16 protein-coding genes are annotated in these 18,751 nt (G+C 65.0%); 7 read left to right on the forward strand and 9 right to left on the reverse strand.

The window, feature by feature from the left end:
• The 3 genes from AC0MRV_RS19695 to AC0MRV_RS19705 form a co-directional block, all read right to left on the reverse strand.
• Positions 1–814: hypothetical protein (locus tag AC0MRV_RS19695; RefSeq protein ID WP_472766228.1), on the reverse strand; the 814-nt coding region annotated here is incomplete at its 3' end.
• 429 nt (positions 815–1,243) lie between these two features.
• The gene (locus tag AC0MRV_RS19700) at positions 1,244–2,263 is read right to left on the reverse strand and encodes a WD40/YVTN/BNR-like repeat-containing protein (protein ID WP_472766229.1); all 1,020 of its coding nucleotides are present in this window, start codon (positions 2,261–2,263) and stop codon (positions 1,244–1,246) included.
• The gene (locus AC0MRV_RS19705; RefSeq protein WP_472766230.1) at positions 2,260–4,185 is read right to left on the reverse strand and encodes a hypothetical protein; all 1,926 of its coding nucleotides are present in this window, start codon (positions 4,183–4,185) and stop codon (positions 2,260–2,262) included. The genes AC0MRV_RS19700 and AC0MRV_RS19705 overlap by 4 nt, the downstream gene beginning before the upstream one ends.
• 128 nt (positions 4,186–4,313) lie before the next feature.
• Here AC0MRV_RS19705 and AC0MRV_RS19710 point away from each other — a divergent pair, with 128 nt between their 5' ends.
• Entirely contained in the window at positions 4,314–5,927 is a 1,614-nt protein-coding gene (locus AC0MRV_RS19710) for a GNAT family N-acetyltransferase (RefSeq protein WP_472766231.1), read from the forward strand.
• A 78-nt stretch (positions 5,928–6,005) separates the two neighbouring features.
• On the forward strand, positions 6,006–6,377 hold the full coding sequence (locus tag AC0MRV_RS19715) for a hypothetical protein (RefSeq protein WP_472766232.1): 372 nt from the start codon (positions 6,006–6,008) through the stop codon (positions 6,375–6,377).
• A 220-nt stretch (positions 6,378–6,597) separates the two neighbouring features.
• Here AC0MRV_RS19715 and AC0MRV_RS19720 read toward each other — a convergent pair whose 3' ends face one another.
• On the reverse strand, positions 6,598–6,831 hold the full coding sequence (locus AC0MRV_RS19720) for a hypothetical protein (protein WP_472766233.1): 234 nt from the start codon (positions 6,829–6,831) through the stop codon (positions 6,598–6,600).
• A 267-nt stretch (positions 6,832–7,098) separates the two neighbouring features.
• Between AC0MRV_RS19720 and AC0MRV_RS19725 the strand changes: the two genes are divergently transcribed.
• Entirely contained in the window at positions 7,099–7,518 is a 420-nt protein-coding gene (locus AC0MRV_RS19725) for a hypothetical protein (protein ID WP_472766234.1), read from the forward strand.
• A 12-nt stretch (positions 7,519–7,530) separates the two neighbouring features.
• Here AC0MRV_RS19725 and AC0MRV_RS19730 read toward each other — a convergent pair whose 3' ends face one another.
• Both AC0MRV_RS19730 and AC0MRV_RS19735 read right to left on the reverse strand, forming a co-directional pair.
• Positions 7,531–8,526 carry a hypothetical protein gene (locus AC0MRV_RS19730; RefSeq protein WP_472766235.1) on the reverse strand — a complete coding sequence of 332 codons (996 nt, stop codon included), beginning with the start codon at positions 8,524–8,526 and terminating at the stop codon, positions 7,531–7,533.
• A 229-nt stretch (positions 8,527–8,755) separates the two neighbouring features.
• Positions 8,756–9,478, reverse strand: a complete 723-nt coding sequence (locus AC0MRV_RS19735) for a lipoyl protein ligase domain-containing protein (protein ID WP_472766236.1) — start codon at positions 9,476–9,478, stop codon at positions 8,756–8,758.
• A gap of 156 nt (positions 9,479–9,634) precedes the next feature.
• On the opposite strand from AC0MRV_RS19735, the gene AC0MRV_RS19740 reads away from it, so the two are divergent.
• Positions 9,635–11,188 (forward strand): hybrid sensor histidine kinase/response regulator, encoded by a 1,554-nt coding sequence (locus AC0MRV_RS19740; protein ID WP_472766237.1) that lies wholly within the window; start codon positions 9,635–9,637, stop codon positions 11,186–11,188.
• A gap of 22 nt (positions 11,189–11,210) precedes the next feature.
• Here AC0MRV_RS19740 and sixA read toward each other — a convergent pair whose 3' ends face one another.
• The 3 genes from sixA to pdxH are packed head-to-tail and all read right to left on the reverse strand — an operon-like array spanning position 11,211 to position 13,982.
• Entirely contained in the window at positions 11,211–11,711 is a 501-nt protein-coding gene (gene sixA, locus AC0MRV_RS19745) for a phosphohistidine phosphatase SixA (RefSeq protein ID WP_472766238.1), read from the reverse strand.
• Between the two features lie 42 nt (positions 11,712–11,753).
• On the reverse strand, positions 11,754–13,322 hold the full coding sequence (locus AC0MRV_RS19750) for an ATP-binding protein (protein WP_472766239.1): 1,569 nt from the start codon (positions 13,320–13,322) through the stop codon (positions 11,754–11,756).
• Between the two features lie 21 nt (positions 13,323–13,343).
• On the reverse strand, positions 13,344–13,982 hold the full coding sequence (gene pdxH / locus AC0MRV_RS19755; RefSeq protein WP_472766240.1) for a pyridoxamine 5'-phosphate oxidase: 639 nt from the start codon (positions 13,980–13,982) through the stop codon (positions 13,344–13,346).
• Positions 13,983–14,089: 107 nt separating this feature from the next.
• On the opposite strand from pdxH, the gene AC0MRV_RS19760 reads away from it, so the two are divergent.
• The 3 genes from AC0MRV_RS19760 (at position 14,090) to AC0MRV_RS19770 (ending at position 18,735) form a co-directional block, all read left to right on the forward strand.
• The gene (locus AC0MRV_RS19760) at positions 14,090–15,340 is read left to right on the forward strand and encodes a M20 family metallopeptidase (protein WP_472766241.1); all 1,251 of its coding nucleotides are present in this window, start codon (positions 14,090–14,092) and stop codon (positions 15,338–15,340) included.
• A 195-nt stretch (positions 15,341–15,535) separates the two neighbouring features.
• Positions 15,536–16,357, forward strand: a complete 822-nt coding sequence (locus AC0MRV_RS19765; RefSeq protein WP_472766242.1) for a histidinol-phosphatase — start codon at positions 15,536–15,538, stop codon at positions 16,355–16,357.
• Positions 16,358–16,575: 218 nt separating this feature from the next.
• A complete protein-coding gene (locus tag AC0MRV_RS19770; RefSeq protein ID WP_472766243.1) occupies positions 16,576–18,735 on the forward strand; it encodes a cytochrome b/b6 domain-containing protein in 2,160 nt (719 codons plus the stop codon).
• The last annotated feature ends 16 nt before the right edge of the window (positions 18,736–18,751 follow it).

The following is an 18,751-nucleotide window of genomic DNA, read 5'->3' on the forward strand; positions in this document are numbered from 1 at the left end:
CCTCCTCGCCTTGCTTGATCGCGCCCATGACCACGACATAGGCATCGGCGATGGGTTCGGGTGAGGAGACCGAAAACGTGAGCTCCATGACGTCGGCGCCTTCGCCTTCCTCCACGCCCTGCATCCGATCCAGCATCGTGGGGTCGGCGGTGCGGGAGGCGACGTCGAGCAGGGCATCGGCCATATCATCGGTGGCTTCAATCACATCGGCATTGGCTCCGCGGAGGTCGGCACCGACGTCGCTCATGAAGCCATCCGCCACCGGATTATTGAAGTCCATGCCGCCGCGGCCGCCGGCGACATAACCCGCGGGCGGAGCGCCTCCAAATGGACCACCATCGAGACCGGCTCGGGATACCTTGTCGTTCTCCTGATCCACATAGACTGCGCGGGCGATTTGTTGGGAAAACCGGGCTTCGCTGGCCTCCAGACGAGCGGCGTCGGCCTTCTCCTGCTGATAAATGGCCATGTTGTTCTGCGTCGACATGTAGTGCATCTTCTTGTCGTTGCGCAGGGTGTAGGCGCGGTGCTGCTCGAAGTCTGTGATCGTGATCGGCGCGCGGCTGATCTTGGTCAGGTGTTTCCAACTGAAACTGCCTGTGTCGCGCAGCGGAATGGCGGGGCGCCCGGGTTCGTCGATGATCGCTTGGTTGGATGTGATCGCATCGACGCGGCGATAGGTTTTCGCGTCGGAATCGTCCTTGAGCAGGAGGTCGACGCCAACAAAGAGTCGGTAGGGTTTCGCTTCCTGGGCGCAAAGCAGGGCGGCCGAGGCCCCGAAGGCGGAGAGAATCAGGCGGAGAAAAGCAAGCATGGTGCAGAGTTCCGGACGGCCGTGCCGGAAGGTCGAAGACCGGAGTTGCTTGGTTGGTTTTCAGTAAGTGGCGCCCCGACCGGAAACGGGGCCTCCTTGGCGAACGCTTGGTCGGGGAAACAGACTGCGGGTGGTTTCGACGCGGAGATGGTTGGGGGCAATTGGCCGGACCGGGCAGGGAGGGGACCCAGCGAGATCAAGTTCAGCAGGGAAAGCAGGATCTTCATGGGGACAGGGGACGGCAGGTAAGGACCCCGGGCGGCGAATAATCCCTTCACCGCGAACTCGTGCAACCGGACATGGCGACGGCGGGCCACTCGTTCCTGGCCGAAGCCTTCGACAACATGGGGCGCAGCGGCCGCATGGGCTAAATCATTGGCGGTCCGACCCTACCTTAAACTTCAACTTCCAACTTAACCTCGGCCGCGGCTACGGCAGGGGCAAAAAACCGAGGTCGTTGGTCAGGGCGCCGTCGACCCCGCCATCTTGCCAAACCGGATCGGGGCCGGCGGAAAGGTCGGTGAAGACGATGCCCTCCTCGAAGGTGCCGGTCCAGAGGCGACCGGGTTTTGCGGGATCGAAGGCGAGGGTGAGGACATTGGGACTGGGCAAACTGCGGTCGAGCTGGGACCAAGTCACGCCGCCGTCGCGCGAGACCCAAACGCCGACGTCCCAACCGCCGACGGCGAGGGTGCGCGCGTCGGCCGGATCGACCGCCACCGCATAGGTGTTGGCCGTCGCGATGGCGGGTGCGGTTTGGGTCCAGGTGCGACCGTCATCGGTGGAGAGCCACGCCCCGTCACCCTCGGTGCCGACCAACCAGACGCCGCTGCCGGGGGCGCCGTGCCGCACGCGCAGGATGTTGCGGTCGGGCACCGCGGGGACGCGTTGCCAGGAATCCGCGCCATCGGTCGAAACAAAGAGACCGGCGGCGTTGCCGAGGAAAAGGCGCGATGGATCTTGCGGATCGAGCGCGAAGGACCGGGTGAAGTGTTCGGGCAGGCCGGCGTCAACAAAGGTCCAGGTTTCGCCGCCGTCGATGGAGCGCCACGGACCCCAACCGGTGGCGGCGTAGACGCGTTCGGGCGCGGTGGGATCGATGGCGATCTCGTAGACGTCGCTGATGCGCCAGCCGGTGACCATGCGCCAGGTCTGGCCGCGGTCGAGCGAGCGCACGATGCCGTTGCCGCAAGCGAGGAAGATGCGCGCCGGGTTGGTGGGATCGACGGTCGCGCTGTTGACGGCCTGGATCTTGGGACCGAAGGACGACCACACCCCGGCCTCATCCCGCACGAAGATGCCGGCGTCGGTGGGGATGGAGGAATTCTGCTGAGCCTTCGTAAAGGCGGCCGCGGTGAAGAGCTTGGTGGCGGGCGCGGCGGCCAAGCTGAGGTCGGCGCAGACGGAGCCGAAGACCAGCGCGAAACGGGCGAAGGTGGAGAATTTCATGGGGCCGACGGGACGATGCGGGTGGTGGTGGCGGAGGCCTCGAAATCGAGTTCGCGGCGCTCGGCGCCGAATCGCATTTCGAGCTGATGGCTTTCACGGGCGGCTTGGGCGAAGGGACCTTCAAAGAGCGGCCAGTCTTCGTAGGGCAGGGGGGCGCCGTTAATGGTCGGGCGCTGGCCGTAGGTGCCGGAGAGCACGGTGCCGTCGAGGCTGGTGAAGGTCGCGGACGGCGGACCGTCGACCGAGAAGGTCAGCGGCAGGGCTTTGACCGCGGCCTGGAAGGCGGCGTAGGACGGGAAATCGGCCGCGGCGGCGACCTGCACGACGTAACCATTGCGCGGATACTCACTCACCCGCACGCGGTGGCCGGCGCCCCATTCGTCGTGATTGGAGCTGATCCAGGCCCCGGCGCCGCCGGCCAGCAGACCGGTCCAGTCGGATGGACGCCATTCGCCGGGTTGGAAGGGGCGGTAGGCGAGGTAGCTGGGTCCGCCGATGGCGAAGATCCAACCCGACTCGTCCTCGACCACGTTCTTCAGGTCGCGGGAGAAGAAGGTGTTGATGTGTTGGAAAGGCGCGTCGGGCGCGATGTCGTAGAGGCCGATGAGGGCGGACTTGGATTGAAAGACCTGCTCGTAGGGCGAGCCGCTCATGAGTTTGTCGGGCGAGGTGTAGTCGACTTTGGAACGCGCGATGAGGTCGACCACGTCGTCCCATTCGGCCCCGAAATACATCGTGCCTTCGCGCGCCGAGTAGTGCGGGTGGAGGGCGAAGAAGGTGTTGGAGATGCCGAGGGGTTTCGCTTCGAACCAGTTGAGGCTCCACGTCTGCTGTTGGATGGGCTGGAGCAGGCCGCCTTGGCTGGAGCCGAGCAGGTAGTCGGCGGTGACGTAGCTGGTCTTGTAGACCGGAACGGTCATGTGGTCCCCGACTTCGAAGGCGTCGGATCCGGCGTGACGCATGCGCCAGCGGGTGCGTTTCAGTTCGCGGTGTTCGTAGGGCACATCGCGGTAGGTGGCGATGCGTTGCAGGATGGGGGGAGGGGTCCACCCGCTGAGCGCGACGATGAGGGCGGCGCTGTTGAGGGTGGGCTCGTGTTGGCCCCACAGCAGCCAGGCCAACGCACTGGAGGCGCCGAGGGCGGGTTGCATGGCGTGTTTCGGATAGATGCGACTGTGGGCGCCACCGTAGACGCCACCGAGGTCTTCGACGGCAAAGTCGAGCAACTCATATTCGAGCATCATCGTGGCCTGTTGCCGGAGCTCGGGCTCCTCGCACCAGCCAGCGAGCAGGCCGAGGGCGGACACGTAGGGATCGATGTAGTTGGGCGAGTCGTATTCGCCGCGACCGTAGGCGGTGGTGATGCGGATCCAGTCGAGGATGTAGGCCTTGGCCTCGGCGCGGTTCTCGGCGGAAGACTTGCCGTTATACCAAGCCGAGGGCGGCAGGTTCGGCCAGGTTTCGGCGGCGAGGTAGAGGCTGGCGTAATACATCAGCCAATGGTTCTCGGTGTCGCCGCGGAACGGGAAGTAGGTGCGCCAGGCTTCGCGGATGACGGCCCAGTCCGCGGAGTTGAGGTGAGGTTCACCGGCCTTCATCACCAGCACCATGGGATACATCCAGAACATCGCGCCGGTGGGTTGCTTGGTGAGTTCGCGCAGGCGATGCCGCGCCCAGTCGAGGTTCGTGCCTTGGGCGAAGTTCACCGCGATCCAAGGCAAGCTGCCCCACTCGGGGTTGTCGGCCTGTGTGCGTTCGAGGTAGCGCCCGATGAGCTCGGTCCGGCGCGCTTGGAACGCGGCGGAAATTTCACCGTCGCTGGGCGACGTGGGGGGCGTGGCCCGGGCGATGGCGCCGCTGAGCACGGCGAAGGTCAGTGCGAGCGCGAGACCGATCCGGGGGACGTGGGGCTTTCCGGTCATGGTGCGGGCAACTTGAAATCTTCCGGCGACCGGGGGAAGTGAAAGGGGAATGAAAGTTTCCGGCGCTTCGGTGGCGACGCACTGGTGGGGTCGATTGACCAGCGCGCCAGGCCAGCTATGGTCCATCCATGCCGAAAGCCAAAGCTCCCGCGAAGGTTAAAGTGCGTCGTGCCACGCTGCGCGACATCCCCGCCCTCATTAAACTCAACATTGCCGCTTACCCGGTGCTCGCCGACGACAATATCGTCTGGGGCGCGTCCCACCTGAGCAATCACCTGCGCGTCTTCCCGCAGGGGCAGTTTGTGGCCGAGGTGAAGGGCAAGATTGTGGGCGCGGCCTCCACCTTGGTCGTCAACCTTGGCCCCGACCCACTGCGTGATCACACGTGGTCGGGCATCACGGACAGCGGTTACTTCAACAACCATGATCTCAACGGCGACACGCTTTACGGCGCCGATGTCTATGTGCACCCGAAGGCGCGCGGCCTCGGAGTCGGCGCCGCGCTATACGATGCGCGCCGGAAGCTCTGCCGGAAACTCAACAAACGCCGCATCCTCGCGGGCGGCCGGCTTTGGAACTACAAGGACCACGCCGACAAATTCTCGCCGCAGGAATACGCCGAGCGGGTCGTGGCCGGTGAGTTCCGGGACCTCGTGCTCAGTTTCCAACTTCGGGAGGGATTCCAACTGCGCGGCGTCATGCCGAACTACCTCAAGGACCCCAACAGCCACAACCACGCCAGCCTGATCGAGTGGTTGAACCCCGATTACCGTCCGACCAAGACCGGCGCGCGAAAGGTGCGGGTCGCGTGCGTGCAGTATCAGATGCGCAAGATCACGTCCTTCGCCGACTTTGCGCGCCAAGTGACCTACTTCACCGACGTCGCGGCCGACAGCGATGCCGACTACGTGCTCTTCCCCGAGCTGTTCACCGTCGAACTGCTTTCCACCACGCACACCAAGTCGCCGCAGGAAGGCATGAAGCGCTTGTCGAAACTCACACCCAAGGTGGTCGGCTTGTTGCAGAGCCTCGCGGTCAAATACGGTGTCACGATCATCGGCGGCAGTCATCCGACCAAGGTCGGCAAGGAGCTGCAGAACATCTGCACGGTGTGCCTGCCCGACGGCAGCATCCATGAACAGCCGAAGCTCCACATCACCCCGAACGAGCGGCACTGGTGGGGCATCAACGGCGGCAACTCGCTGCAAGTCATCGAAACGCCCGGCGCGAAGATCGGCGTGCTCATTTGCTACGACTCTGAGTTTCCCGAAGCGGCGCGTCATCTCGCTGATCACGGCGTGGAGATTATCTTTGTGCCGTTCTGCACCAACGACCGCAAAGGCTACCTGCGGGTGCGCTATTGCTGCCAGGCGCGGGCGGTCGAGAACCAGGTCTACGTCGCCCTGGCGGGCAATGTGGGCAACCTGCCGGATGTGGAGAACATGGACGTGAACTACGCGCAGGCCGCCGTCTTCACGCCGTCCGACTACGCCTTCGCGCGTGACGGCATCGCGGCCGAAGCGGACTCCAACGAAGAGACCGTGTTGATCTGTGACCTCGATCTCGACGACCTGCATGAAGCGCGCGAACTCGGCACCGTCACGCCGCGACTCGATCGCCGCGAGGATCTCTTCAAAATGACGTCGCACGTTACGCCGCCGGCGGCGCGCGTGATCGATCCGGTCGGGCCGCTCGGCACCCAGCGCGACTGGAGCCGCGAAGCGAATCCGGAAGGCGGTTGAGCGAAGCCGACCACCGGTGGTGCCGGCCCGATTCTGCGGCATTGCCAAAAGCGGTCCGGCGCTTTCGGTTGGTGCGCTATGGTCAAAGGTCAACGCGTCGTCTGCATCAACGACACCTTCTCCGATATGATTCGGGCGCTTTACAAGCAGCTCCCGACGAAGGGGGAGACCTACACCATTCGCGAGGTGTTTCTGGGGCGGGAAAAGGTCGTGAAGGGTGGCGACTCCGCGACCGTGGGTCTGCTGCTGGAAGAGCTGCACAACCCCTCAGATCCCTTCCATGCCGAGCAACAGGAACTGGGATTTACCTCGGAACGATTCGCTCCCTTGGAAGAGTTGCCACCGGAGGAAGCCTACGGTGTCGGCGAAGAAGAGTTTGAGCTCGTGGGACCGGGCAATGGCGCGGGTGGTTCGCCGGACAAGGCGCCGCTCAAGTGGGATCTGAACTGAGCGCAGGCGGGGTGGGGTTTCGCGGCTCGTGATGCAAGGGCTGGAAGCCTCTGCCACGGTGGCCGCGACTTCCAGCCACGCTACGCATCGAGGTCAACGACCTCGGCTACAGCTATCGTTCCGTGTTTTCGTTTCGTGGCCGCTGGTGACGCAGCGTGCACAAAAAAGCAGCCGCCCGTTTCCGGGCGGCTGCTTAGGATGTTTAGTCTGGTGAAGCAGCTTACTTCTTCTTGGCGGCGGCCTTCTTGGCCGGAGCCTTCTTCGCAGCAGCCTTCTTGGCCGGGGCCTTCTTGGCAGCAGCTTTCTTAGCCGGGGCCTTCTTCTTGGCCGGGGCCTTCTTAGCAGCGGCCTTCTTGGCCGGAGCTTTCTTAGCGGCGGCCTTCTTGGCCGGGGCCTTCTTAGCCGGCGCTTTCTTAGCAGCGGCCTTCTTCACCGTCTTTTTGGCTTTAGCCATAGCAGTCTCCTTTTGGGGATCGTTGTGTTGGTTCTGATCATTTGTTCCGCCGACGTTTTGGTCGTTGGAACACTTGGCGCACCATGCGCCGCGTGGCCTGAGCATCAAACACTTGGAATCAATTGCAAGTATCCAGTGATACTTGCTTGCAGAATTCTTGCTGGTCGTTCAGGCGCCCCAAAACCGCGTTTATCCAAAATATGGATACGGCTTGACCAGCATGGTGCAGGCTTGCGCCGGCGCTTGGATTTGTCATCAGCAAGAGACATGAATCTGAGCGACGCCCGCACCCTCATCACCCGTTGTGCCGAAAGAATGGATACCCTCGGGGGCGGAGTGGTCTTCGACGAATGGGCCGTCATCACCCTCGGTGGCGGTGGAGCCAGACTCGCCGCTTATCAGGGGCCGCGGGTCGAGTCGTTCCGCCAGCGCTTCAACGCCGACATTCGTCCTCTGCAGACGGAACTCGAGGGGCGCCGTCTCGAGGTCGGTGAGTTTGCCTTTGTCGCCGACGCTCCCGGCACCGCCTACGATGCCTGCGTGCGGGCGGGTCCGGCGGTCTACCTTTGGTGGAACAACACCAAGGCGACCTTGGAGGATATTCGCGCGCGGGGCTCCTGGTTGCCGGCGCAAAAAGTTTTCGCCGATTTGTGCGAAGTGTTTCGACGCGATCCGGTCGAGGCTTGAGGGGCCCGGTTGCTACGCGATCAAACCCGCGTAGACGAACCACGCGTAGGCGCCGACGAGCACCCCGGCGATCGGGCGGGGCAGGCGACCGATGCTCAGCAGACACGCGGCGTGCACGATCACGGCGCCGGCGAGGATGAACATGGCGGTCTGAAAAAACGCCGGCAGCGGCACCGGCCGCAGCACCGCGAAAAGTCCTAGGCAAAGCGGAATGCAGATGTGCCCGTCGCCGACCTGCGAGGTGTAGACGATGTCCGCGCGCCGCCGCCACGCGTAGTAGAAGGCGAGCAGGGCGTTGGGCAGGACGAGCAGCCAGCCGGTGATCCATCCCAGGCGCTCGGCGGAAAAGAAACCCTCCTCGGCCGCCGTGAGGTAGGCGACGAGTCCGTCGAGACTCTCGTAGATCACCCAGCCGCCGAGCGCGATGAGCAGGAGATCCAAATAGAAGAGCACACCGAAGCGCAGGTCCCGGCGCACGTTGTCCTTGAGCACGTCGTAGACCTGAAAACATTGCCAAAACAGGAACACACCGATGAGCGCGAAGCCGTCCCCCCGATCCAGTTGACCGTCGCGCCCGAGTGCCCAGGTCAGTCCGGTGAAGAACAACACGGCGGCGAGGGTGAGAAGCAGGGCCAGTCGGCTGAGGCGTTGTTCGCGCTGTTGGTTCTTGGCGGCCCCGCGGCCGCGGGACGCGACGATGTGCAAGGGCCAGATGAGGGCGGGCAGGCCGAGCAGCAACGTGAGGTTGGTCGTGTTGTTGACGAGGCTGTTGACCATGATCTCCACCGGTGCGCCGTTGTCGCGCCACAACAGGAATACAAAAACCAGGTTGCCGAGGCCGGAGCAGTAAGGAACCACGAGGGTGCCGAGCGCGGTGCCGGCCAGCCCGTGGTTGAGCATGGCTTCGAGCCGCCAAATCATCAGCCACGACGCCAACAGAAAGAGCGTCGTGAAGGTCACCGGGTGAGCGATGTCGAGCTGGACGATGAGATCGTGAAGCGGATGCACGCGGGGTTGGCTTTACAGCAGGAAACGAAGGGAGCGAAGGACCGGGAGGCAGGTGCCTTGTTTTACAGGAGGAAGCAGAGGAAAACAGAGAAAGGCGGCTTTTCGTAGGAGTGGGGTCGTGGCACCACGACGGCGGATCGAGCGAAGGCGCGTGAGCTCATGCAGCCCTCCGTTGCTCCTTTGTTTCCTCGGTGTAAAACCGCGGTGGAGTGGTGCATTCGCGTCGCCCTCAACGTCGCTCGATCCATTCAGGGGTGGTGTAGGATTCAGCGAGATCGTCGAGCACGTCGTCCCACGTTTCCGGCCAAGGGGTTTCGCTGATTGGCAGGGCCAGCAACTCGGCGAGCGCGCGGGTGAAATCGGCATGGAACCGCTCCCAATCGATCGCCCCACAAGGGCCGCGGGCGATGGAGCCTTGGAACAACAGACCGTGCTTCGATCGCTTTTGCGCCGCGCCGGCGAGCTTGGCGCCGGTGCTGGTGTGGATGACGTCGTGCAACTCCGGTTTGGTGAAACACACCCCGGGGCCGCGCGCTTCGTCGTCGCCGCAGGGTTCGCAAACGTCTTTGAGCGCGGCGGGCGTGTCCTGTTGCTGCAGGCAGTTGGCCACCGCGCGGTGGATGGTTTCGTAGGCGACCGTGGCGCGGGCGTCGCCGAGATCGTGGCCCCGTGGGATGACCAGCGCATACGTCCAGTCGCCCCGATGGTCGACGATGCCGCCGCCGGTGGGTCGACGACAGAGATCGAAGTTCACCGCGTCGTTGTCGGCGGGCAGGTGCTCGCGCACCCAGGCGATTTTCTGACTCGTGCCGAAGGTCACCGCGGGTCGGCGCCATTCATAGTGGCGAAAACGAGCGTGGTCGCGGCGCGGGTAGTGCTGCAGCAGCAACAGGTCGGCCGCCATGTTGGCGGCGGCGGTGTCGGTGCGGTCGGAGAGAAGGTCGAGGGCCATGGGGGGGAGCGGGCGGGCGACGCTGGAGAAACGAGCCGGTTTCAAAACAGGGTAGCAATTCGCGCATGGCGTCAGGCCTTTTTCGCGGCGGCACATCCTGCAAGCCGTGCAGTTTGCAGTTGGCGTGGGCAGTGAAATTTCGATGTTCTTGCGGACGTGCCGTCTGTTACCCCGCCTGACAGTGATGACCCCAAGGCATTTGCCGGTAGCTTGGCTTTGGTCACGGCCTTGTTGGCGGCGGCGTTTGGGTCCGCCGCGCTGATCGCCGCGAACAGCGCTTCCGTCGCGGCGACGTGGGCGACGATGCTGACGGGTGCGGTCGTCGTGGGGGTCGTGGCCTATCGCTTTGCCTTGGGCCGGGCGCAGTCGGATCGTCGCCACCAACAGCGCTTGCACAGTGAATGGGAGCTGCAGCAGATCGCGGTCGAAAAGGCCCTGAGCGAACTCGACGCGGCGCGGGCCGAATTGAAGCAGGTCGAGGCCTTGCGGGAAACGGCTCGGGAGATCGAACAACGGTGTGTGGACCTGCAGTCGCAGGCCGCGCTCGGGCGCATGGCGGGCGGCGTCGCGCACAGTTTCAACAACATGCTCGTCGGCATCATGGGCTACGCCAGCGCGGTCGAGGAGATCAACCACCTCACCCCCGCCGAGATGCGCCAGTATCTCTCGCAGATCAACGCCGCGAGCCAGCGCGCCTCGGGGCTGTGCAACCAACTCATGGTCGCGGCGGGCCGGCGCACGGCGGAACGCGAGGTGGTTTTCCTGCGGCGCTTCCGCACCGAGATCGAGCCGCTGCTCGCCGCCTGCGTGGGGCGTGGTGCGACGCTCACGCTCGAGCTGGCGCCGCACTTGCCGCGGGTGCGCGCCGATCTGGGCGGCCTGCAGGTCGCGCTGGCTAATCTCACCTTCAACGCGCTCGACGCGATCGCCGGTGGGGGCAACCACCTCACACTCACAATCACGCCGGAGACGATCGAGGCTGCGCAAATCGGAATCACCCCGGAGATGTCCATGATCGAACCTGGTCCTCATGTGCTCTTTGCGTTGGAGGACGACGGGTCGGGCATGAGCGATGAGACGCGGGCGCGGGCCTTCGAACCCTTCTTCACCACCAAACCGGGTCGCATGGGACTGGGCCTCGCGGCGATCGCACGATGGGTGCGGCGGCGGCATGGTGGCATGCTCTTGAAACCGGCTCCGGCGGGTGGCACCCGCGTCGAACTGTTCCTGCCGGCGTTGCCGGGCACGGATGATCCCGACGACAACACCCGACCGATCTTCGAGACCTTGTCCGCGGTGCCGGCGGCGTCCGCGGACGCCTCGAGCGCCGCCAAACCGACGGTGCCGCGTCGCGTCTTGTTCATCGATGATGACCAAACGGTGCGCGATCTCGGTTCGATGTTGATCACCCAACTTGGCCTGGAGGTCGTGTGCGCGGCGGATGGTGAAGCCGGCGAAATCGCCGCGCGGGATCAGGGTCCGTTCGGCCTGGCGCTGGTCGACTACTCGATGCCTGGCCGCGACGGCATCGAAACGATCAAGTCGCTGCGCCAACACCAGCCGGACCTGCGCATCGTGCTCATCTCCGGTTCAATCAAGTCGGACATCGAGGGCCTCGAACAAGTCGAACCGCTCGATGGCTTTTTGCAGAAGCCGTTCAACTATTCCGCGGCGAAGACCCTGCTGGAACAGCTCTTTGGCGCGAGCTAGGGCGGCGGTTGCCGATTCCCGCTTAGATCTCGTGGATCAGACCCGGCGGGATGTGCCAGTCGACGCGCCAGCGCGGGCGATCGCTCGCGCCGTGGGTTTTGTCGGAACGGCGCAGGCAAAGCACGGTGGCCTTTTTGAAATGAAAGAGCGTCGGCGAAGCGCGGTTGCTCACGAGGAGACTTGCGAGGGTGCCGAGATGCGGTTCGTGGCCGACGATGGCCAGGTCGTGCACCGGTGGGTAGGCGGCGAGGCGGTCGGCCATGAACTTCGGGTCATCGAACGGGCTGAGACCGTCGGTTTCGACCAGCGGCGCGTCGAGGTCGAGGCCGGTGGCGAGGCCGGCGGCGGTTTCGTAGGCGCGCAGCAAGGGGCTGTGCCAGATCTGGGCGGCGCGCAGGTGACCGTTGGTGCGAAAAAAGGAGGCGACATGTGCGGTCTGCTGGCGGCCGCGTTCGCTCAAGGGGCGCTGGGCATCATCATCCGCGGCGAGCGCGTGAGCGTGGCGGATGAGGAAGAGGCGCATGGCGGCGAGGCTGAAACGAAAAGGCGCCGGAGGCGAGCGCGCTCATTCCTCCGAATCCAGCAAACGGCGCACGTCGTGGAGCAGCGTGCTGAGCGCAAAAGGTTTGGGCAGGGTGAGCACGCGGCGTTTGTGGATGAAGTCGATCGGCGGTGACTCGCGATGCGGCGTGCACAGCACGCGCAAACCGGTCTGCGCATGATGGAGGGAGCGAATCATGTCGATCGTGTCCGTGGACGGATCGGAGGTGTCGGCGATGACGAGGTGGACGGCCTTGGCGAGGCGCTTGATCTCCACGAGCGCGGCGGCCGGCGAGGCGGTGGCGATGACGTCGTATCCGTCGGCGGTGAGAATGCCCTCGACCATCTTGCGCACGACATTGTCCTCCTCGACCACGAGGAGGGACTCGCGGCCGCGCGTGACGGGCAGGGGTGCGAGGGTGCCGATCGCGGGCGAGGCGTCCTCCTCCACCTCGGGCAGAAAGATTTCAAAGGTGGTGCCGACTTCCGGCGAACTGCGCACGACGATGTGACCGCTGCTTTGCTGCACCACGCCGTAGACGAGCGCGAGGCCGAGGCCGGTGCCCATACCCTCGTCCTTGGTGGTGAAGAACGGTTCGAACAACACGGCCTGCGTCGACTCGTCCATGCCGCAGCCGTTGTCGCTCACCGCGAGGGTGACGTAGGAGCCCGGTTGGAGGTCGGTGATGCGGCGGTTGAGTCCGGCGGTGACCCGGCGGCGATCGGTCGCGATCACGACGCGTCCACCTGGGCCGGTCGCATCGCGGGCGTTGAGCACGAGGTTGAGCAACACCTGTTGGAGCTGCGTGGGGTCGACGCGGATGTTGCCGATGTGATCGGCGAGCGCGAGTTCGAGGGAGCGCTCCGGACCGAGCAGGCGGCTGAGGATGTCGATGTTCTCGCGCACCAGGCGATTCGGGTCGATGACGCGCGGGTCGAGCGCCTGGCGGCGGCCGAACGCGAGCAACTGGCGCACGAGGCCGGAGGCGCGTTGGCCGGCCTGGTGGATCTCCTCGACCTCCTTGCGGGCCTTGTTGTTGTCGCCGATCGAGTGCTGCAGGATTTCGCAGTAGCCGTTGATGACGGAGAGGAGGTTGTTGAAATCGTGGGCCACGCCGCCGGCGAGGCGGCCGACCGCATCCAGTCGCTGCGAGTGCACCAGCGCTTCCTGCAGGTGGCGATGCGAGGTCATGTCGCGGTAGGTGCCGATCACGTGGGTGAGTTGGCCAGCGTCGTCGGTGAGGCCGCGCAGGGACCAGGAGGCGTAGAGGGTGCGGCCGTCCTTGGTCTTGATGTAACCCTCGGAGGCGTAGGGTTCGGACTCGAGGATGTGCTGGAACCAACGCCGCTGGGCCTGCACGTCGGGTCGCGACGGATGCAGACGGGTGTGCCCGCGCCCGATCAGTTCCGCGGCGCTGTATCCAGTGATCTGGCACAGTGTCGGGTTGACGTGCCGCAGGGTGAGGCCGCCGCGCTTGAACTCGCAGTCGGCGATGAAGACGCCCTCGGCGAGGTTGTTGAACACCGCCGCCAGCAGCGACGACGGCGGCGACGGAATCGGGGAGGGCTGGGGTTTGGCGGAACGTGAGGGCACCGGAGGGGAGGGCGCGGGGGTTCAGGGCGCCAGGCGTTCGATGATCCAGCCATCGCCGTGGCGGCGGTAGCGCAGGCGATCGTGCAAGCGGCTGGGACGGCCTTGCCAAAACTCGATGGTCGTGGGGGCGACGCGATAACCGCCCCAATGCGGCGGCGGCGGGATCGCCTGCCCGGCAAAGCGTTCCTCGGCGATGCGCCGGGCGGCTTCCAGTGCGGCGCGATCGGGCACGACCTCGCTTTGCGGCGAGGCCCAGGCGCCGAGTTGGCTGCCGAGCGGACGCGTTTCAAAATAGGCGGCGGTCTCGTCGCGGGAGACGCGGGCGACGGTGCCGCCGATCTTCACTTGGCGTTCAAGCGCGAGCCAGGGGAAGACGAGGCAGGCGCGCGCGTTGGCGGCGAGCTCCTGGCCCTTGCGACTTTCGTAGTTGGTGAAGAACACGAACCCCTGCTCATCGAAGCCCTTCAGCAGAACGGTGCGGGCCGACGGCGCGCCGTCGGGCGTCGCGGTGGCGAGCGTCATCGCGTTGGGCTCAATGACCTCGGCGTCCCGAGCTTCCTGAAACCAACGTTCGAATTGTTGGAAGGGGCTCGGGGCAAGGTCCTGCTCGTTGAGTCCGGCGAGCGTGTAGTCTTTGCGCAGCGAGGCGAGATCGGCCATGTTTGTGGCGACCGTGATTAGGGCGTTTCCCTCTGTCAAAACGCATCTATTGGCGAAAAATCGGATTTGTGACCGCGCGCGGTTCACGCAGGCTGCAGTTCTTCGCCATGAGCACCTCCGCCCCCGCCGCCATCCTCGATTCCAGTGCGCCGCGTCTGACCGCCCTGTTGGGTGAGCTGGTGGGCATCGACACCACCAATCCGCCCGGGCGCGACTACGATGTCATGACGCGCCTGTTGGTGACGAAGTTGCAGGAGACCGGGTTGAGCGCCCGTCGGCTCAACGTGCCGCGCGCCGCGCAGAAGGCCGCGCTGCCACCGGCGCAGTGGGACTTCCCGCGCTACAACGTGCTGGGCAAATGGAAGGTGCCCGGCGCCAAGCGCACGCTGCATTTTAACGCCCACTACGATGTGGTGCCGGTATCCGGAAAATGGCGACACAAGGACCCCTTCAGCGGCGTGGTGGACCGGGACTGGATTTACGGACGCGGCACGGCCGACATGAAGGGTTCGATCGCGGCGCTGCTGCTGGCGCTGCGGGCGCTGCGCGAAGCCGGCGTCGCGCCCCGGCTCAACGTCGAAGTCTCCTTCACCGCCGATGAGGAAACCGATTCCGTGCTCGGCGCCGAGTGGTTGGTGAACCACGCGCCCATTTCGCCCGACTACGCGATCGTGATGGAGGGCGGCGAGGGCGATCACGTCTGCTGCGGCCACAACGGTGTCACCTGGCTCGAGGTCGTGGTGCACGGTAAGGCGGCGCACGGTTCCCAACCGGAGCTCGGCGTGAACGCACTGGAAAAGATGTCCGCGCTCGTCCTCGGACTCGAGGACTACAAAAGACGCCTCGCGGCCAGCACCTTCACCGCGCCCGACGGCAAGGTGATGCGGCCCACAATCAACCTCGGCGGTGTGTTCGCGCAGGGGCCGGGCGGCAAGATCAACACCGTGCCGGCGGAAGGCCGTTTCAGCATCGACCGGCGGGTGATCGCGATCGAGACCGCCGCCGCGGCGGAAAAGGACCTGCGGGCCGAACTCAGGCGCGTCGCGGCCACCATCCCGGGCTGTCGCATCAGCATCGAAAAGGTGTCCGAGAACCACCCGTGTTTTAACGCCCCCGAAGGCCCGTTCTTCAGCCGCGTCGCCGAATGTGTCAGCCAGGTGCGCCGCCGCCCGGCGGTGTTCAGCGTATCGTCGGGCTTCAACGACATGCACTTCTTCTCCGCCAAATGCGGCATCCCGACACTCGGTTACGGTCCGGGCGGCAAGGACATCCACGCCATCGACGAACGCGCCCGGGTGAAGGACCTGATCAACACCGCGAAGATATACGCGCAGTTGCTGACGACGTTTGAGGGCTGAGGGCCCTACCCGCGCCGGCTCTTTCTCTTTCTTCCTTAGCTTTCTCTTTATCCCCACTGGCCGTGCGGCGTGCGGATTCCGGGCAACGCGGAGAAAGAGAACGATAAAGAGGAAAGAATAAAGATTGGTGGGCTGCGCCCTTAACCCCACACCCCGGCTTGCGCCCTGGGCCGGGCTCCTGCTTGTTAGCCGGTCTTGTCCACGCCGCTGTTATACGAGTCCCATTGCCACACTCCCTTGTGCAATCATGCCGAGGGTGAGCCCAACGAATACGCCGAGGCCGCGATTCGCGCCGGGCTGAAGGGCATCATTTTCACCTGCCACTGTCCGTTGCCGGATCGCATGAGCGCCTCCGTGCGCATGAATCCGCTGCAATACGAGCTCTACCACCGTATGATCGCCGAAACACGCGAGTGCTACGCCGATCGCGTCGACGTGCGGGTGGGGTTGGAGAGTGACTACATTCCCGGCCTCGAGCCGTGGCTGGAAAACCTGCACGCCCGCCACCCCTTGCATCACGTGCTCGGCTCGATCCACGCGCAGTTGCCGGAGTTTCGCGAGCGCTTCTACACGGGCGACGCCTTGAGTTTTCAACAGGCCTACTTCGACCAACTCGCGCAGGCCGCCGAGACCGGTCTTTTTGATACGCTCGCACATCCCGACCTGGTCAAGAACATGCCGCCGCAGGCGTGGGACTGGGCCCGCATCCGGCCCGACGTCGAACGCGCGCTCGACCGCATCGCCGCGACGGGCGTTGCGATGGAGTTGAACACCAGCGGACTGCTCAAGGCGCTTCCGGAAATGAACCCGGGCCGCGACATGCTCGCGCTCATGCAGGTGCGCGGCATTCCGGTCGTCATCGGCGCCGATGCGCACGTGCCTCACCGGGTGGGGGATCGCTACCGCGAGGCTTTGGCAACGCTCCGCGGCGTGGGCTACACCGAGGTGAGTTATTTCCTCGAGCGGCAGCGCCAGTCGGTCCCGATCGACGACGCGCTGGCTTCGGCGCTGGTGTAGCGAAACGCGCCGACAATCGCGACCGGGGTCACCGACCCCGGCTACAGCCCGGGCTGAAGTTGGCATTTTAGCCGGGCTCGGTGAGCCCGGTGCGTTGCCTCTCGGCGTTCCCAGAATCGTTCGGGGTTCCCCTTATCTGGGACATTATCCGCGGTTCAAATTGCGCGCCGCCGCGCTGCGGAGCTTCTGCGGCAATGGAATCCGTTTAGGATCGGGCCATGAGACGTGTCCGCCGGTTTGTCTCGGTGGTGGCACTGGCGTCGATCGCGCTGGCGTCGGCGGGACGTTTGACGGCCGACGACGCCGATTGCCTGCGTTGCCATGCGGATCCCGAAGTCGCGCAACGCGATGCGCCGGATCTGGCGACGTTTCTGGTGGACGCGCAACACGTGGCCGATTCGGTGCATGGCTCGTGGGAGTGCTTCGACTGTCACGATGCGATCGACCTCGAAGCGAGTCCCCATCGCGCGGTGGATGAGCGCGCACCGGTCGATTGTTTCAGTTGTCACGATCCGGTGGGGGAGTCGCACCGTTTTCATCCGCGCCTCGCGCTGGAGGAGGTGCCGGAGGGGGAGGACACGCGTTGCACGGCCTGCCACGGCTCGCACGACACGGTGTCGCCGAGCGACGATGCTTTCGCCTTCAACCGCGCGACCCAGGTCGTGGCCTGTGGCGTCTGTCACGAGGAGGAGTCGGCGCACTTTACGCATTCGGCGCACGGGCGCGAATTGTTGGCCGGCACGATCGAGGCGCCGGACTGCCTGAGCTGCCACCGCGAACCGGAAGGCTGGCGCAACGGCGACCACCTCGCGGCGCGCAAGCTGGCGGAGGTGCGCAACTGCGAGGCCTGCCATGTGCAGGACGAGGCGGTGGCGGGCCGCACGGTGCTCGGTTCGCGCTTTGTCGCCACGTTTGCGGAGAGCGTGCACGGCGCGCTGTTGCTGACAGGCCGCGAGGACAGCGCGAGTTGCGTCGATTGTCACGGCGCGCACGAGATGAACCGCGCGACGGTGGCCGACGCGCAGACGGCCAAGGTTCACGTCGCGGCAACCTGCGCGGCGTGCCATGAGGAAATCGGCGCAGCCTTCGGGGAGAGCGTGCACGCCGCCGGACTGGCGCGGGGCAACCTCGATTCGCCGACTTGCACCGACTGCCACGGCGAGCACAACATCACGCCGCACACCGATCCCTTGTCGCCGGTGCACGAGCGCAACGTCGCGCAGCAGGTGTGCGCGAGTTGCCACGACTCACTGCGCCTCACGGCCCGATACGGCCTGGCTTCCAACACCTTCAAGACCTTCTCCGACAGTTATCACGGACTGGCCATGCGGGGCGGCGCGGTCGAGGTGGTGAACTGTGCGAGTTGCCACTCGGTGCACGACATCAAATCGCACCTCGACCCGACCTCGACCGTGCACCGCGACAATCTGTTGCTCACCTGTGGTGAGTGTCACCCCGGCGCCAACGCCCGCTTTACCCAGGGGCGGGTGCATGTGCAGGCCGATGCCGCAGCGGAGGCGGGTGACGGCGGACTGGTCCTCTACTGGGTGTCGACCGTCTACACCTTCCTCATCGTCATCGTGGTCGGCGGCATGCTGCTGCACAACGGTCTCGATTTCACCAAGAAGATCCGCCGCAAGCTCGCCATGCAAAAGGGCCTCGTGGCCGAGCCGGTGGTGGCGCATCGCCTGTATCTGCGCATGACGGTGCACGAGCGGCTGCAGCACGGTGTGCTGGTAGTGAGTTTCATGTTGCTGGTGGTCACCGGCTTCATGCTGCGCTTCCCGGAGGCGTGGTGGGTGGTGGCGATCCGCGGGCTGAGTGAAAATGCCTTTGAGTGGCGCAGTCTGCTGCACCGGGTTTCCGGCGTGGTCCTGATCGCGGCGGGGCTGTGGCACGCGGTTTACCTGGGCGGCACCAAACCCGGCCGCGCGCTGCTGCGCGACCTGTGGCCGCGTTGGCGGGATGTGACGGACCCGTGGAAAGTGTTGCGCTACAACCTCGGTCTTGCGCGCGAGAAGCCGGCGTTTGGTCGCTTCAGTTACATCGAGAAGACCGAATATTGGGCCATGGTTTGGGGCACCCTGCTCATGGCGCTGACCGGTGTCGTGCTGTGGTTCGAGAACACCACCATGGGGCTGTTCACCAAACTGGGTTACGACATCGCGCGCACGGTGCACTTTTATGAGGCGATCCTGGCGACACTCGCGATCGTGGTGTGGCACTTTTACTTCGTGATCTTCAACCCCGATGTCTACCCGATGAACCTGGCGTGGCTGACGGGCCGGATGTCGGAACGCGAGATGTTGGAGGAACATCCGGCCCAACTGGAGCAGCTGCGCCGGGAGCCGCCCGAAGAGCCACCGCGGGACGAGTAAACTTTGGCGTGACGTG

The sequence above is a fragment of the Actomonas spartinae genome (genome assembly GCF_051209155.1).
Taxonomy (GTDB): Bacteria; Verrucomicrobiota; Verrucomicrobiia; order Opitutales; family Opitutaceae; genus Actomonas.